Genomic DNA, 16146 nt, shown 5'->3' on the forward strand with positions numbered 1-16146 from the left:
CGTCTCCTTATTCCGCAGGCTCGGTTTTACCGGTTGTCTTGTCGTCGGCTTTACCGCGACCCCGGATCCACTTGGCCAGACGCTGACCGCCTTCGACCAGTCCACCAGGCAGGAAAATCACCACCAGCATAAACAGGATGCCAAGTGTCAGGTGCCAGCCTTTGCCAATGAACGGGTGGACGAGAAAGACCAGAGCGTCTTCCATTCCATCCGGCAGGAAGGCGAACCAGCTATGCAGGACGTTGTCGTTGATCTTCGAGAAGATGTTCTCGAAATACTTGATGAAGCCCGCACCAAGCACCGGCCCGATCAATGTGCCGGTACCGCCAAGGATGGTCATCAGAACAACTTCGCCCGAGGCGGTCCACTGCATGCGCTCGGCGCCGGCCAGCGGGTCCATCGCCGCCATCAGGCCGCCGGCCAGACCGGCATACATGCCCGAGATGACAAAGGCAGCCAGCGTGTAGGGGCGGGTGTTCAGACCGGTGTAGTTCATCCGCTGCTGGTTCGATTTGACGGCACGCAGCATCATGCCGAACGGCGACCGGAAGATCCGGATCGACAGGTAGAAGGCGAGCATCATAACGATGGCGCAGACATAGTATCCGGCATTGAAATCGAACGACCATGGTCCGACATCCATCGAATAGGTCGACCGCATCGACAGGCCAAACAGGTGCGGCAGATCCGGCAGACCTTCACGGTGGAAGATTTGGGGATCATCCGCATAAACCTGCAAACCGGTTTCGCCGTTGGTCAGATTGAATTTCGGGTTCGACAGAACCGAGTAGGCCAGCGCAAAGGACATCTGGGCAAAGGCCAGCGTCAGGATCGAGAAGTAGATACCCGAACGCCGCAGGCTGACATACCCGATGAGCAGCGAGAACAGCCCGGCGACGACCACGGCGAGCACAATCGCGGGCAGGATGTTGTAGGTCATCAGTTTGAAGATCCACACCGCCGAGTAAGACCCGACACCGAGGAAAGCCGCGTGACCAAAGCTGAGATAGCCGGTCAGTCCAAACAGGATGTTGAACCCGACCGCGAAGATTCCGAAGATCACAAAGCGCTGCATCAGGTCCGGGTAGCCCGCATTGAATTGTGCAAGTCCGCTCTCGGTCGGAAAGGGATTGAGAATGAAGGGCGCCAACAGGGTCAGGATCGCCACGACGATGAGAAGAGTGGTGTCTTTTTTGTCCAGTCCAAACATCCGATTAGTCCTCCATGACGCCTTTGCGGCCCATCAGCCCGCGTGGGCGGGTGAGCAGGACGATGATTGCAACGAGGTAGATAATGATTTGGTTGATGCCGGGGATGGTTGTCGTTGCCCAGGTGGTCGAGGCAAAGCTTTCAAGGATGCCCAGCAGGAACCCAGCCAAAACCGCCCCGGGAAGTGATCCCATCCCGCCGACGACGACCACGACAAAGCTGAGAACGAGGAAGTCCATGCCCATGTGGTAGTTCGGCGGATTGATCGGTCCGTACATGACCCCGGCCAACCCTGCCACACCGGCGGCGATGCCGAACATGATGGTAAAGCGGCGGTCGATATTGATGCCCAGAAGTCCAACCGTTTCGCGGTCGGCCATACCGGCCCGTACGACCATGCCGAAGGTGGTGAATTGCAGGAAGGCAAAGATGCCTCCGATGATCAGCGCGGAAAAGCAGAAATACACGATCCGCCAGACCGGGTACACGATGTCCATGCCAAAGGCGGCACCGACATTGGCAACCCCGTTCAGGACGTCGGGCGGCGGTGTCTGGATCGGGTTGGCGCCGAAGAAATACTTGACGATTTCCTGCAGAACGATGGCAAGACCGAAGGTCACGAGGATCTGGTCGGCATGCTCACGCTTGTAGAAATGCTTGATCAGGCCGCGCTCCATCACATAGCCGACCCCGAGCATGATCGGGATCGCAATGACAAGCGCCAGCGGAACGGCCCAGTCGATCATCCAGGCTCCTACTTCGGGGCCGAACCAGCTTTCGACATATGGTGTCTTGACCTTCAGCGGGTTGCCGAGAAAGTCCGTCTGTGTCTCGTCGACGGTCTCGAATGAAAGGCTCAGCAGGCGCTGAACGGTGACCGCGCAGAAGGCGCCGATCATGAACAGCGCCCCGTGGGCAAAGTTCACGATGCCCAGCGTGCCGAAGATGAGTGTCAGTCCCAGCGCGATGAGCGCATAGGCCGAGCCCTTGTCGAGCCCATTCAGAATCTGAAGGAGGATCGCGTCCATAATTCCCACCTGTCAAAGTTTGGAGCGCATGTCCGGGTTGTCCCGCTGTCATGCGCGGTGCCGACCGCGCGCGGCGCGGTCGGCAATTGGCGTCAATGGATCAGGCGCCGTTGTTGCACTGGCCGAGCGATGCATCGGCGCCGCCGAACATCGGGTGGTCGGGTGCGTAGGTAACCTGCGAAGCCGGGGTGACTTCCACGATCTCCAGAAGGTCGAATTCGGAGGTCGGGTTGTCCTTACCCTTCACGACCAGCACGTCTTTGAAGCACTGGTGATCTTCGGCACGATACAGGGTCGGACCATTTCCAAGGCCGTCGAATTCGAAGCCTTCGAGGGCTTCGGCGACGGCGCAAGGTGCAAAAGATCCGGCGCGGGTCACGGCATCTGCATAGAGCAGGGTCTGCACATAGCAAGTGTGTGCGGCCTGGCTCGGCGGGAAGCCGTATTTAGTGCCAAAGGACTTCACGAACGCTTTCGAGCCATCGTCAGGCAGCGACCAGTGCCAGTTGGTCGAACCGAAGATGCCCTTAACGTTCTCGCCGGCACCACGGGCCATCAGGCGTGAGTAGAGCGGAACCACGATCTCGAAGTTCTTGCCGTTCACCAGCTTGTCGCGCAGGCCGAACTGAACCGCGTTGGTCAGCGAGTTCACCATGTTGCCGCCATAGTGGTTCAGAACCAGAACGTCGGCGCCCGAGTTCAGAACCGGAGCGATGTAGGACGAGAAGTCGGTTGCCGCCAGCGGCGTCAGCACGTTGTTGACGGTTTCCCAACCCAGTGCCTCGGTGGCGTTCTGGATCGACTCCTGCTGGGTCCAGCCCCAGGTGTAGTCCGCGGTCAGGTGATAGGCCTTGCGGTCATCGCCATATGCGTTTTTCAGCACCGGTGCCAGAGCAGCGCCCGACATGTAGCCGTTGAAGAAATGACGAAACCCGTTGGCCTTGCGGTCCTTGCCGGTTGTGTCGTTCGAGTGTGTCAGGCCGGCCATGAAGATAACGCCAGCCTCTTGGCAAAGGCCCTGCACGGCGATGGCCACGCCCGAGGACGAGCCGCCGGTGATCATCACGGCGCCATCTTTTTCGATCATCGACTTTGCCGATGCGCGCGCCGCGTCAGACTTGGTCTGGGTGTCGCCAGTCACATACTCAACCTTCTTGCCGAGAATGCCGGTTCCGTCCAGCGCCTTCGACGAGAAGGTGTTCAGCATGCCGCCGTCACCGCCACCGTTCAGGTGCTCGACCGCCAGTTCATATGCGCGCAGTTCGTCGGCGCCCTCGTCGGCATAGGGGCCGGTCTGCGGTACGTTGAAGCCGAGCGTGACCGATCCGCCGGTCGGCTCGTTGGTAAACGCGTGCGCGGACTGGGCCGTGAAGATTGTCGGCAATGCCAGACCGGCACCGGCAATTGCGCCGGTCCTTAGTACGCCACGACGTGTGACATCATTCTTGGACATGAATTCCTCCCGTTTCGTGATACGTGCCGCGGGCTCCTCTTCCCGCGTGCACTGGGCACTATTCGTGCAAAGCAAGTATGGAGGCGTTTCGGAAAACTGCGCAACAAACCCCTTGAAAATATCAATAATTCTGTAAATGATTACACAGAAGGGCGGGGGCGTTTGTAAATTGTGTTATTTTGCGTTGCAGAAAGCCCTTGATACCACGCGGAAAAGAGAGCGGAGCGATACATGGCTCGTGACACCCTGACTGGCAGCCGGATCCGCGAGCGGCGCACGATATCGGGCTTGCGACAGGCGGATCTTGCGCGACAGGTGGGTATTTCCGCCTCTTACCTGAATCTCATTGAACACAACCGGCGCAGAATCGGCGGAAAACTTCTGGTCGATATCGCACAGGTACTTGGGGTTGAGCCCTCGATGCTCACCGAGGGCGCCGAGGCTGCGCTTCTGGCGACGCTGCGCGAGGCTGCTGCTGACAGCGGTGTGGCGTCGGCCGAGATTGATCGCGCCGACGAATTTGCAGGACGATTTCCAGGATGGGCCGAGGTGATGGCCGCAGCGCACCGTCGTATCGCATCGCTTGAGCGGACGGTCGAGACACTCTCGGATCGCCTGACACATGACCCGCATCTTGGGGCGTCGCTGCACGAAGTTCTGTCAACTGCTGCCGCAATCCGGTCGACCGCGTCGATCCTTGCCGAAACAGGGGAATTGGAGCCGGAATGGCGCGACCGGTTCCATCGCAATCTCAACGAAGACAGCGCCCGTCTTGCCGAGAGTTCCAAGGCGTTGGTGACCTATCTTGACGAAAGCGAAACCAGCGCCGAACGGCGTGGTGTTCCACAAGAAGAAGCCGAAGCCTTTTTTGCGGCCCACGGGCATCATTTCCCGGAACTTGAACAGGGTACGACAACGCCCGAAGATCTGACCCGGGCGGCTGCGCACCTGACCTCGCCGGCTGCACGCATTTTGACAAATGAAGAGCTTGCAGTTTACGTCGAAGATGCTGCGGCCATGCCATTGGAGCCGTTCAGCAAGGCTGTGACGACGCTCGGGATCGCACCGCTGGAACTCGCCCGCGAATTCGGTGTCGATCCCGCCGCAACATTCCGGCGGCTCGCTGCAATGCCGGAAACAGTTGTCGGCGGTGAGCTTGGGCTGGTGATCTGCGATGCCTCTGGATCCATATTGTTCCGCAAGCCGGTTACCGGGTTCAATATGCCGAGGCATGGGGAATCCTGCCCGCTCTGGCCGCTGTTCGTGGCGCTCAACCGACCGCTCGTTCCGATCCGCCGGCGGGTGGCGCAACAGGGGCGAAACGCTGCCGTTTTTGAGTGTTTTGCGGTTGCCTGGCCGCAGGTCATGGCCGATTTCGAAGAAGATCCGGTTTTTCGTTCCGCTATGTTGATGCGGCCGATTCCCGGAAGCGAGGCCGAAGACGAGCCTTCGGACCCAGTAGGCAGCAGTTGCCGGGTCTGTCCGCGAGACGTGTGCCCGGCGCGGCGGGAACCGTCGATCCTGAGCGAAGGGTTTTGACAGTTCTGTTAATGCCCGTCTAATCTGACGTCGGGATGGGAAGAGTGAATGCGCGGACGCAACTGTGCATCACACTTAGGGGAGCCACAATATGAGCCGAAATGTTCTGCTGATTGAAGACGAGCCGAACATTAGCGAGGCGATCCGATTTCTTCTGACCCGCGATGGCTGGCAGGTGGATACCCATGCCGATGGAACCGATGCAGTCGAGGTCATTCGTTCTGCTTCCCCGGATCTTGTTATTCTTGACGTGATGCTGCCGGGCAGAAGCGGGATGGAAATACTCCGAGATCTTCGCTCGGGCGAAACCACCCGGGACTTGCCGGTATTGATGCTGACAGCGCGTGGGCAGTCTCGCGACCGGGACATGGCGGAAAAGGCAGGCGTCAGTCGCTTCATGACGAAACCATTCTCGAATCAGGAAGTGCTGACCGCCGTGCGAGATCTGCACGCGCAGGCCAGCCGCCCGTGAACCCGTCCGAACCGGATACCGAACCGCAACAATCCGTCTACGATCCTGCGGTGAGCGACGGGGCAGCCGGTTTGCAAGGCAGGTTTGAGTTGGGCGCAAGTCCCGACGACGCGGCAGTTCCGCCACCGGTCTTTCTGGAACGTCACAGCTACCGGCGCAGAAGGCTGATGGATGCGGCCAAGCTGTTGCCGCTGTTAGGCGCTGTGCTCTTTGCAATTCCATTGTTGTGGCCAACAGGCGAGACGCCTGTTCCCGGGACCAGTCAGGTGAAAGACCCGGTGCGTATGTCCGTCGCCGTCCTGTACGTCTTTGCGGTCTGGGCCGGGCTGATCGTTGCCAGTATCCTGTTCGCATGGGCCAGCCGAATCTGGGGCCGGTCGCGGGTCGGGCTGGACGATCTTCGGGCCGGGGCGGCACAGCCCGGTGATCCGGAGAAGGAGGCGCGCTGATGGCATCGCTCAACGTGCTTATCCTGGTCTGTCTTGGATATGTAGTATTGCTGTTTGCTGTGGCCTTTGCCGCAGACAGGCTGGCAGCGACCGGGCGCTCGACATGGCTGCGGTCACCGCTTGTCTACACCTTGTCCCTCTCGATTTACTGCACAGCCTGGACGTTCTATGGCGCGGTCGGATACGCTGCGCGCTCCGGGTTGGAATTCGTATCGATCTATCTGGGACCCACCCTTGTCATGGTTGGCTGGTGGTGGGGTGTGCGTAAGCTTGTCCGCGTCGGCCGTAGCCAGCGCGTGACATCGATCGCAGACCTGATCTCATCCCGCTATGGCAAATCAAACACGCTGGCGATCTGCGTGACGATCCTCGCGGTGATCGGGGTGACGCCCTATATCGCGCTTCAACTGCAATCGATCACGCTGTCCTTCTCGATTTTCTCAGAGGCAGATCCGAACGGATACTACAGCGGTGGAACGTCTGCGTTCTGGGTCGCCGGAGGGCTGGCGGTCTTTGCAATCCTTTTTGGCACCCGAAATCTGGACGCCAACGAACGCCACCATGGTGTGGTCACCGCGGTGGCAATCGAGGCGGTGGTCAAACTTGTCGCATTGCTGGCGGTCGGAATCTTCGTGGTTTGGGGCCTTTCGGGGGGCATCGGCCCGACGATGGCCAGAATAGACGCTTCCGAAATCGGAACGTGGCAAGTGGATGGCGGACGCTGGACCGCGATCACGTTTCTTGCGGCCGCAGCATTTGTCTGTCTGCCCCGAATGTTTCAGGTGATGGTCGTCGAGAATGACGACGAGCGCCATCTGCGCACCGCCGCTTGGGCATTCCCGCTCTATCTGTTGCTGATGAGCCTGTTTGTGGTGCCGATCGCAGTTGTCGGGCTCGACCTGCTCCCGGAGGGATCAAACCCGGATCTTTTTGTTCTGGCCTTGCCGCTCAGCCAGGGGCGCGAGGGGTTGGCAGTGCTGTCGTTCCTTGGCGGGTTTTCTTCGGCCACGTCGATGGTGATCGTGGCGGCAATGGCGCTTTCGACAATGGTATCGAACCATATCGTGATGCCGATATGGCTCAGATCGAAAGGGGGAGGGGCATCGGTTTCCGGCGACGTGCGCAATGTGGTTCTTTTCTCGCGGCGCGTTGCGATCGCGGGGATCATGGCGTTGGGCTATTTCTATTACAAGCTTTCCGGAGGCGGTGCCGCTCTGGCAGCGATCGGGTTGATTGCCTTTGCCGGGATCGCACAAATTTTGCCGGCGTTGGTCGGCGGGCTGTTTTGGCGCGGCGCGACGCGGACCGGAGCGCTGGCAGGCCTTAGTGTCGGGTTCATTCTCTGGCTCTATACCCTCTTGCTGCCAGGTATGGGCGGCGGGTTGATGACCGACAGTTTGCTGGCGATTGGCCCGTTCGGATGGGGTTGGTTGAGACCCCAGGCCCTGTTCGGGATCGAGGGGCTGGATCCTCTGGTGCATTCGGTCATGTGGAGCCTCGCCCTCAACACCTTGGTGTTTGGCGCTGTTTCGGTTGTTACGTTTCCCAGCCCCCTGGAGCGTTTGCAGGGCGCGCAGTTCGTCAATGTCTTTGAACATTCGTCAGGCCCGCGCGGCTGGACAGGCTCGGTCGCCCAGAGCGAGGATCTGATGATCATGTCGCAGCGGATCCTCGGTGCGCGACAGGCCCATGAGTTTTTCAGTGCCGAAGCCGAGAAGCAGGGCGCCCGAAGCTATCTGCCAGAGCCGACGCCCGCCTTTCTGGAGGCGCTGGAACGCGAGTTGAGCGGTTCGGTCGGCGCCGCTGCGGCACATGCGATGATCGGGCAGATTGTCGGCGGGTCTTCGGTCTCGGTCGAGGATCTGCTGGCCGTAGCAGACGAGTCGGCGCAGTTGATGGAATATTCCAGCCAACTTGAGCAAAAATCGGCTGAGCTGACACGAACCGCGCACAAGCTGCGCGAAGCCAATGAGAAACTGACGCAGATCTCGTTGCAGAAGGATGTCTTCCTCAGTCAGGTCAGTCACGAGTTGCGAACGCCGATGACGTCGATACGGGCGTTTTCCGAGATCTTGCGAGAGCCGGGAAACCTCGAAGAAGAGGCCCGGGCCCGCTATGCGACGATCATTCATGACGAGGCATTGCGTCTGACGCGCCTGTTGAACGACCTGCTTGATCTGAGCGTGCTGGAAAGCGGGCAGGTGACGCTGAACACCAGTGACGGGAGGCTGCGCGAGGTTCTGGACCGTGCCATTGCTGCCGCATTGGCAGGGTCAGAGCGCAAACTGACCGTCCGGGTTCTCGGAAGCTCGGGGTTGCGGCTGTCGTCTGATCTGGACAGGCTGTCTCAGGTCTTCATCAACCTCATTGCAAACGCACAGAAATACTGTGATGCGGCTGAACCGACCCTGACGATTTCCGCCCACGATGTAGGAGGGCAGATCGTTGTGGATTTCATCGACAATGGCAGCGGCATCCCGCCAGAGGCTCGACCAATGGTGTTCGAGAAATTTTACCGGGTGGGGTCAGAGCGTGCCGGAGGCGCCGGATTGGGGTTGGCGATCTGCCGCGAGATCATGCAGCGACTGGATGGCGATATTGTGTATCTGAACGGTCAAGGCGGTGGAGCGTTTCGTGTGACACTGCCGGCACCGCGTGAAATGGCTGCACAGTAAGGCGGTGGCGCCCGGAGTCGTAAAGAGCTTGGTAACCACATCTTTGTTAGACCGGTGAAAGCAGGGCGCGGCTTAACAGGTCAGAAGACATGTCATCGCAGGATATTTCCAAGACGGCCGGGGCAACAGCACTCCGGCGCAAACTCGCCGCCGGCGGTGAAGAGGGTGCGCAACCGTCGCGATCTCTCCTACGGGCATTGCGGCTCTCCCTGGCGCGGAGCGCTAAGGAGCAGATGGAATTGGTTCTGTCGGTGATCGACGCGAAACAGGCCTCTCATGCCGTCGATGGACTGGCAGAAATTCTTGAAGAAGATCGGCTGCATATCCTGTTAGACGGGCCCGATGGTGAGCGTGGCGGGATCAGTCTGGACCGGGCTTGTGTTTCGGCTGTGATTCAGCAGCAGACTGTGGGGAAGGTTCTCGGCCCACCTCCGGCTGACAGGCCGTTTACTGCGACAGACGCGGCCATGAGCGCTCATTTGATTGACGAAATGTTAAGTCGCGCGTCCGAGACAGTGGACAACCCGCAGGAGGCGGCCTGTATCGACGGCTATCGATTTGGGGCGCGAGCGGCAGACCGGTGCAGCCTGCTGTTGGCATTGGAAGCCACACAGTTCCAGGTCATCGAATTGATCGTCGATATCAACGGAGGTGCCGGGAAGGGCTCGATCACAGTTCTGGTGCCGGATACCGAAGTGGTGATCGAGGATGAGGCGGTACAAATCGCACCGGGTCTGGAACAGAGTTTTCCGGTTGTTCGCGCAGAACTGACTGCGGTCATTGCCCGATTGCAGCTACCGCTGTCACAGCTGAACGAGATGCAGGTCGGACATCTTCTGCCGCTGGTTCAGGAGCGGCTTGACCAGATTGAACTGGTGACAATAGGTGGGCAATTGGTCACCGTGGGTCGGTTGGGACAGATCGGCGGGCTTCGTGCGTTGCGCGTCAACGAAACTCGAGTGCCGCGAGCCGAGTCGCAGCAAGAAGCGAGTTTCTCTGAAACTGCATTGTTGTCAGCGCAGGAGGACGATCCGGACACCGATGTCATTGATGCCGAAGCTCTGTCAGGGTCCTCAATTCTTCCGGATTCGGAAGTAACCAAAATCGCTAGCGCGTCAGCGGTAGAAGCCAGACCAATCAACCATTCGGATACTGGGCCAGAAGACAGCTTGTTGGAGCTTGGCCAAGATGAAGCCGTCGCCGAGATCGCGCAGCTGGCAGGTCTGCCACCCCCGGATCCGTCGCGCAACGACCTTCCCGATGTGATAAATTCCGGATCGGAAACATAGTCAGAAACGCCGGGCCGGTATCCGGTCGGCGGCTCAGTCAGACAGGCTCAAAGGTGCTCGCGGCTCGAGTCCCTGGACCGGAACAGGTTCATGCAGGCGCAGTTCCGGTCTCAGCCATGTTCGAAAGGTTCGGTTAAAACTCAGGATCCGGATCTGGCGATCTGTTCCAGCGTCGGGCGCAACCCTTCCAGTTCATAGCCCGCAGCCTTGGCCGCACCGATGATCTCGTCCGCGCTCATCTCTCCAGCCTTCCCCAATGCCCAGGCAATCGAGGACCGGGTGCCCGAGGCGCAATAGGCCAGAACAGGACCGTTGGATGACCCGATCAGCTCGCGTTGCTTTTCGATCCGGTCCATCGACATGCTGCGGTTCTCAATCTCGAGAACTTCAAACCGCAGGCCCGCCGCCTGCGCCACCGCGCCGATCGCGGGGCTCTGGTGGCTTGGCGGGACTTCGGCATCGGGCCGGTTGCAGATGATAGTGGTGAAACCCGCCGCCTTGATCTCGGGGATGTCCTCGGCCGAGATCTGAGGCGAAACGGAAAGGGTCGGTGTCAGTTTGCGTAAATCCATGATGCAGCTCTTACGCGACCTCGGCCAGACGGTCCAGTTGCGTTCCGACTTTCGGAGCTGCAAGCATCCCTGCGATCATGGCAACAAGAAACAGAACACCTCCGACGCCGTTAAAGGTCAGGGATGCCATTGCTGGGCCGGGGCAAAGACCTGCAAGCCCCCAACCCACGCCGAACAGCACAGAGCCAGTTATCAGCCGATGATCCAGTTCCGGCCGGGGCGGGGTCGGAAATGTTCCGCCGGCGATCGGTTGGCGACCCTCGGTCAGGCGCCATGCGATGAACATCGGAATGATCGCTCCGCCCATTACAAAGGCAAGTGTCGGATCCCAGTTTCCAAATACGTCAAGCCAGCCTTGAACCTTGGTGGTGTCCGTCATTCCCGAGACGAAAAGACCGGCACCAAACAAACCACCGGCGACAAGAGACAAAATCCGCCGCATCAGATCACTCCCAGAACGTGGCGGAAGATTGCGAGCGTCAGTCCTCCGGCAAGAATGTAGAACACGGTGGCGACGATCCCGCGTAGCGACAGCCGTGAAATTCCGCAAACCCCGTGTCCCGAGGTGCACCCGTTCGCGATCCGGGTCCCGACCCCGACCAGAAGGCCGGCGATGATGATTACTGCCCAGTTATCCGTCAGATGGGTGTCGATCTTGACGCTGTAGAAGGGCCACAGAAGCAGCGGTGCCAAGACGACTCCGGCGATGAAGGCCAGCCGCTCCGACATGTTCGACCTGCCCGAGCCATCGACAAGGCCGCCGAGTATACCGCTGGCTCCCATCACCCGGCCGTTGCCGAGCAGGAACACTGCACCGCCCAGCCCGATCAGACCACCGCCGATCAGACCCCAAATCCAGTCCGTTTCCATGATTACTTGGTCCTTCGTAGTTCGCGCGTTTGTTGGTTGATCCCGGTCAGATCTTGTTCACCGGGATCTTGAGGAACACATCGCCCTGTTCATCCTCGGGCGGCATCTGCCCCGCCCGCATGTTCACCTGCAAAGAGGGCAGGATGAGGCGCGGCATCGGCAGAGTGGCATCACGGGCATCGCGCATCTCGACGAATTCCTCGATGTTGCGGCCCTGACCGATATGAACGTTCAGCGCCTTTTGCTCTCCGACGGTCGTTTCCCATGCGTATTCGTCGCGGCCCGGTGCCTTATAATCGTGGCCGACATAGATGCGGGTTTCGTCAGGCAGCGCGAGGATCTTCTGGATCGACTTGAACAGATCCTCGGATGAGCCGCCGGGAAAGTCGCAGCGTGCTGTACCGAAATCCGGCATGAACAGAGTATCGCCAACGAATGCCGCGTTTCCGATCACATAGGTCATACAGGCCGGCGTGTGTCCGGGCGTGTGCAGCACGTCGCCACGCAACTGACCGATATGAAAGCTGTCGCCTTCCTCAAAAAGCCGGTCGAACTGGCTGCCGTCGCGTTGGAACTCGGTGCCTTCGTTGAAGACCTTTCCGAAGGTATCCTGCACCACCGTGATATTCGAACCGATGCCGATCTTGCCGCCCAGTTGTTCTTGCAGATACGGGGCAGCCGAAAGGTGATCGGCGTGAACATGGGTTTCGATGATCCATTCGGGTTTCAGCCCCTCCGCCCGCACATACTCGATGATCTTGTCCGCCGAAGAAGTATTGGTCCGTCCCGAGGCATGGTCAAAGTCCAGCACGCTGTCGATGATCGCGCAGGCCGTTCCATTCGGATCCTGCACCACGAACGAAGCCGTGAAGGTTCCTTCATCAAAAAAAGCCTTAACCTTTGGGGTCGCAGAGTTTGGCGCTGGACTGGTCATGTTTGCTCTCCGGTGTTTGTCTGGCTATCATATAATGATTTGCGAATGTGTTTCAATACTTCTGTTTCGATTGGAGCTGAATGGCAGAATTTGACGATGGGGTTTGACCCAAATCAAGTAAAATGCTGCCGGTATCGTGCTAGTGAATTCTACGTCGATCCTGACCATTGCCCAAAAAACAGGCTCCGGCCGGGAAAGAGGCCAGTTGGTTGCAGATGCCGCTGGGTTCGGTCGCAAAGACGTCACATTCTCGTGCTTCGTTCCATGCGGATAGGGAGGATCCGAAATGAGTTCAAAAAGCCTGCTCGATATTGCCAAGCACCTCGAGGCCAAAATTGAGGCGGCAAACACCGACAGCCGCCTGAAACTACAACCCGAGTTCAGTGCCCTGATTGCGCGCATGTTGTCCGAAGGTGAAGCCGTTCCGGTTCGCATGCGCCGGTTGGAAGCATCCCTGAGCGACGAGGCCGTGGAAGCGCGCTTCGACAATATGCCGGTCTGAACGAGCGGTAGCCGGCAAAACAGGCGGCTGAGTCAGGCAGTTCGAAGTGGTCTATCGGGCTGTTCTGTTGGTCGAGACAGTGGTTTCGATCGGATCCGGTGTGCAAAGGCATCCGGACCGTCGCTCAACCCATTACGAGTCCAACAACGACCATCATCAGTCCGAACACGGACAGCAGCAGTGCGCCCAGATTCCACGGCAGCACCGATTGTACCACCGCACGCAAGGCTTCGTCGTCGAGATTGGCTCGACGCGCGCGGGCGACCCGCAGGATGCACCAGATCAGACCGACCAACCCGGCCAGCGATAGGGCGGCTCCTGCCCAGACGAGCATATCGAACATTCTTGGTCTCCTGCTGTTGCAGCGGCTTCAGCCGCTTTTTGGGCGGTACAGGATCCGTGACGGCGGTTCAATCCCGACTTGCAGGTCCGCGGCCCCGGCGCTATCCCGCTATCCCGAACCCGCAGGTGCGGTGAGCGCTGGTTCTTCGCAGATCCGACGGTTATGCGGGATTGCGAAAAGACCGGCGGTCAGCAATTGACCCGGCCCGGACACCAGAGAGGCAAGGAGAAAGAGACAATGGACGATCAGAACAACGGCGGAATCAGTGTTACCGGGCAGCAGCTGCGGTCTTTCGTCGAGCGGATTGAGCGACTCGAAGAAGAAAAGCGCGAAGTCGCCGAGCAGATCAAAGAAGTCTATGCCGAATGCAAAGGCACCGGTTTCGACATTAAGGCAATCCGCACGATTGTAAGCCGGCGCAAAAAGGATCCCAACGATCTTGCCGAACAGGAAGCGGTTCTGGAACTTTACATGAATGCCTTGGGCATGTGATCAGAACCATCTCGCAAGAATGGGCGGGGCCGGGTTCTTTCGGCCCTGTATGTCCGATATCAGGCCGGGCCAAAGGGCCAGTGTTCAGGGCTCAATAAACTGAACGCCGGGTATCCGTTGAATTCGAAACACGTCTTCGTCGTAGATCTCGGTCATGTCATCGACGAGATCCTCGGTCCAGCCGGGAAGGTCGAGTTCCTCTTCGACCTCGTCTTCCAAGGCAAATTTGTCCAGAAACGCCGCAATCACCCGACGCTTGTGCATTTCGCTCATGTCGCGATGGGTTTTCAGGTAGGCGCGGAACCGCTTCATGCCTTCGGGGGACATGATCTGAGACAGCAGATCGAAGCCTCCGATGATCTTTTCGCCGGGATTCAGACCTGCCATTTCGCGGATAATCTGGGCCCAGATCAAAGGCGTATCCTCGTTGCACCAGACGGTAAGCGGAACATCGGGGCAGTGCGCCCGGACTCGTTCGATCATCTCGGACCACCGCAGCGCGCGCGGGTCCGTTGTCTCTTGGATCTGTTGCAATCGCCGTGGAGACGCATTCCGATAAGCGGCGGGAAGAAAGGTCGCCGGGTTGCGGATCGCCATGAAAATCTCAACCTGATCAAAGGCAAAGAGAGACTGCATCTGCGCAACCCGTTCTGCCGCGCCGGGATACAACTGGTCGCCTTCCAGCGCAGCCCGCTGTGTTCCGAAAAAGAACTGGTTTGACAGAATCAGGCGATCTGCCTGTTCGTCGTCTAGAATTGCATCGATCAGAACGTCGCGCGCATCGTCGTTCAACGGGGCGCTTTCCATGGCCTCGAAGCAGTCTTTCAGAAGCTTCCGGTATTTGCCGGGGCCCGGCACTGCGATACCCGAGGCCGCAAACGCCTCTTTGTTGCGCAGCAAGGTCTTTTGCAGCCGGTCCTCGTCAGTTGCGTGGGCGCCGGTATGAAAGATTACTTGCATGAATGGTGTGAGACCTGTCTGGTGCTGCTTTCGGTTGTCTTTTGGGTAACGGCTGGGGCAGCGGCAGTCAAACGGCTTTGGTCGGTCGGTGCGTCGGGGTCATTCCGAGAGTTCGGATTTCATGCTGGCTTTTGGAAAGCAGGTGGCCGGTTTTCCATTCGCTTCCTGCCAGCGCCCGATCGAGCGGCGGGTTTTGAAACCTGGCAACCCATCGGCGCCGCCAACGTCATGGCCTTCTGCCTCCAGCGCCCGCTGCATGACCGCAACGTCCGACCGGTAAAGCCCGCCTACATTGCCCCAACCGGCCCGGAAATCGCCAGAGCCGTACTGGATTCGGTCACCCACATGGCCGACAAACAGGGCGTAGAGATCGCTGGTGTTGTAGTCTTTCAAGACATAGAAATTCGGCGTGACGATAAAGGCCGGTCCATTCCGACCCGCCGGCATCATCAGAAAGCCGACCCCGCCGCGTTCGTGATCGGGAAATGGACGGCCTGAAACCCGTGAGATTCCCATTTTTTCCCAATCGCTTATGGTGCGACCCTGATCTGGCCCCTCCAGCGTGCATGAGACCTTGGCCGGCACTGTTACTTCAAAACCCCAGTCGCGACCCGGAACCCAGCCGTGCTGCGCAAGGTAATTGGCGATGGACGCGATTGTATCGGCTTCTGACTTCCAGATGTCGGCCCGGCCATCGGCGTCACCGTCTGCGGCGTATTTGAGAAAGTTCGAGGGCATGAACTGAGGTTGTCCCAATGCCCCCGCCCAGCTGCTTTTCAGGGTGCCTTGGGGCGCATGCCCCGCGTCGGCGATTTCCAGTGCGGCGACAAGTTCGCCGGTGAAGTAGTCGGCCCGGGTAGACATGAATGCCTTGGTGCCCAGCACCTCGAATGCGTCATGTTTAATGGCGACCCGACCGTAACCGCTTTCACGACCCCAAATTCCAAGGATGATCCGGCCGGGCACACCCGTTTCGCGTTCGGTCCGCGACAATGCTCCTTTGTGCCGCGCCGCCATCTGTCGTCCGACCGAGGTGGCGCCCTGAATCGAGCCACGGTTGAAGTATTTACCGGGTGAGCCGAATTCGGCTTGTCTTTGCTGGCGCGGAACCTGTTCGGTGCTGCCCGGCGGAACCAGATCGGGCAGTTTCCAGTTCAGCCGAACGCCCGAGACTGACGCGTCGAATGTTCTGCGTGACACTCCCCTGGCTTTGGCAAGTGGCCAGATCGATTGTTCCAGCCAGTCCTGGTATTGTTGCTCGATTGCCTGACGGTCTTGGGCGGTGCCGACATCCGGCAGCAGCAGCGACAAGGCCAACAGAGGAGCAGCCAATCTCATAACGGGTTTCCATTTTCTGAT

At 59.2% G+C, this 16146-nt stretch carries 17 protein-coding genes; 7 read left to right on the plus strand and 10 right to left on the minus strand.

Annotated features, from left to right (window positions below):
- Positions 1-7: 7 nt before the first annotated feature.
- The 3 genes from ACP15U_RS16275 to ACP15U_RS16285 form a co-directional block, all read right to left on the minus strand.
- Positions 8-1210: a branched-chain amino acid ABC transporter permease gene (locus ACP15U_RS16275; protein ID WP_425046209.1), complete on the minus strand. Its 1203-nt coding sequence runs from the start codon at positions 1208-1210 to the stop codon at positions 8-10.
- A 4-nt stretch (positions 1211-1214) separates the two neighbouring features.
- Complete coding sequence (locus tag ACP15U_RS16280; RefSeq protein ID WP_425046210.1) at positions 1215-2237, minus strand: branched-chain amino acid ABC transporter permease; 1023 nt, start codon at positions 2235-2237, stop codon at positions 1215-1217.
- Positions 2238-2337: 100 nt separating this feature from the next.
- Positions 2338-3690, minus strand: coding sequence for a substrate-binding protein (locus ACP15U_RS16285; protein ID WP_425046211.1), 1353 nt, complete (start codon positions 3688-3690; stop codon positions 2338-2340).
- Positions 3691-3921: 231 nt separating this feature from the next.
- On the opposite strand from ACP15U_RS16285, the gene ACP15U_RS16290 reads away from it, so the two are divergent.
- The 5 genes from ACP15U_RS16290 (at position 3922) to ACP15U_RS16310 (ending at position 10114) form a co-directional block, all read left to right on the plus strand.
- The gene (locus tag ACP15U_RS16290) at positions 3922-5229 is read left to right on the plus strand and encodes a helix-turn-helix domain-containing protein (RefSeq protein ID WP_425046212.1); all 1308 of its coding nucleotides are present in this window, start codon (positions 3922-3924) and stop codon (positions 5227-5229) included.
- A gap of 91 nt (positions 5230-5320) precedes the next feature.
- A complete protein-coding gene (locus ACP15U_RS16295; RefSeq protein ID WP_425046213.1) occupies positions 5321-5701 on the plus strand; it encodes a response regulator transcription factor in 381 nt (126 codons plus the stop codon).
- Positions 5698-6150, plus strand: coding sequence for a hypothetical protein (locus ACP15U_RS16300; RefSeq protein WP_425046214.1), 453 nt, complete (start codon positions 5698-5700; stop codon positions 6148-6150). Before ACP15U_RS16295 ends, ACP15U_RS16300 begins: the two co-directional genes overlap by 4 nt.
- Positions 6150-8825, plus strand: coding sequence for an ATP-binding protein (locus ACP15U_RS16305; protein ID WP_425046215.1), 2676 nt, complete (start codon positions 6150-6152; stop codon positions 8823-8825). The genes ACP15U_RS16300 and ACP15U_RS16305 overlap by 1 nt, the downstream gene beginning before the upstream one ends.
- Before the next feature lie 89 nt (positions 8826-8914).
- Complete coding sequence (locus tag ACP15U_RS16310) at positions 8915-10114, plus strand: FliM/FliN family flagellar motor C-terminal domain-containing protein (protein ID WP_425046216.1); 1200 nt, start codon at positions 8915-8917, stop codon at positions 10112-10114.
- 140 nt (positions 10115-10254) lie between these two features.
- On the opposite strand, the gene ACP15U_RS16315 is transcribed toward ACP15U_RS16310, so the two are convergent.
- Genes ACP15U_RS16315 through ACP15U_RS16330 form a run of 4 tightly spaced genes read right to left on the minus strand, consistent with a single transcriptional unit; the run spans position 10255 to position 12490 of the window.
- Positions 10255-10686, minus strand: coding sequence for a TIGR01244 family sulfur transferase (locus ACP15U_RS16315; protein WP_425046217.1), 432 nt, complete (start codon positions 10684-10686; stop codon positions 10255-10257).
- Between the two features lie 10 nt (positions 10687-10696).
- Positions 10697-11128, minus strand: a complete 432-nt coding sequence (locus ACP15U_RS16320) for a DUF6691 family protein (protein ID WP_425046218.1) — start codon at positions 11126-11128, stop codon at positions 10697-10699.
- Positions 11128-11556 (minus strand): YeeE/YedE family protein, encoded by a 429-nt coding sequence (locus ACP15U_RS16325; RefSeq protein ID WP_425046219.1) that lies wholly within the window; start codon positions 11554-11556, stop codon positions 11128-11130. Before ACP15U_RS16325 ends, ACP15U_RS16320 begins: the two co-directional genes overlap by 1 nt.
- Positions 11557-11602: 46 nt before the next feature.
- Positions 11603-12490: an MBL fold metallo-hydrolase gene (locus ACP15U_RS16330; RefSeq protein ID WP_425046220.1), complete on the minus strand. Its 888-nt coding sequence runs from the start codon at positions 12488-12490 to the stop codon at positions 11603-11605.
- A 286-nt stretch (positions 12491-12776) separates the two neighbouring features.
- Between ACP15U_RS16330 and ACP15U_RS16335 the strand changes: the two genes are divergently transcribed.
- Positions 12777-12992, plus strand: coding sequence for a hypothetical protein (locus tag ACP15U_RS16335; RefSeq protein ID WP_425046221.1), 216 nt, complete (start codon positions 12777-12779; stop codon positions 12990-12992).
- Positions 12993-13116: 124 nt separating this feature from the next.
- Here ACP15U_RS16335 and ACP15U_RS16340 read toward each other — a convergent pair whose 3' ends face one another.
- Complete coding sequence (locus ACP15U_RS16340; RefSeq protein WP_425046222.1) at positions 13117-13335, minus strand: hypothetical protein; 219 nt, start codon at positions 13333-13335, stop codon at positions 13117-13119.
- A 237-nt stretch (positions 13336-13572) separates the two neighbouring features.
- On the opposite strand from ACP15U_RS16340, the gene ACP15U_RS16345 reads away from it, so the two are divergent.
- On the plus strand, positions 13573-13827 hold the full coding sequence (locus tag ACP15U_RS16345; RefSeq protein ID WP_425046223.1) for a DUF2312 domain-containing protein: 255 nt from the start codon (positions 13573-13575) through the stop codon (positions 13825-13827).
- 84 nt (positions 13828-13911) lie between these two features.
- Here ACP15U_RS16345 and ACP15U_RS16350 read toward each other — a convergent pair whose 3' ends face one another.
- Together ACP15U_RS16350 and ACP15U_RS16355 are read right to left on the minus strand one after the other, a co-directional pair.
- Positions 13912-14787, minus strand: a complete 876-nt coding sequence (locus ACP15U_RS16350) for a hypothetical protein (RefSeq protein WP_425046224.1) — start codon at positions 14785-14787, stop codon at positions 13912-13914.
- 99 nt (positions 14788-14886) lie between these two features.
- Positions 14887-16125: a lytic murein transglycosylase gene (locus tag ACP15U_RS16355; protein ID WP_425046225.1), complete on the minus strand. Its 1239-nt coding sequence runs from the start codon at positions 16123-16125 to the stop codon at positions 14887-14889.
- Positions 16126-16146 lie beyond the last annotated feature (21 nt).

This window comes from Primorskyibacter sp. S87, from assembly GCF_049801055.1.
Classification (GTDB): domain Bacteria; phylum Pseudomonadota; class Alphaproteobacteria; order Rhodobacterales; family Rhodobacteraceae; genus JBNAGF01.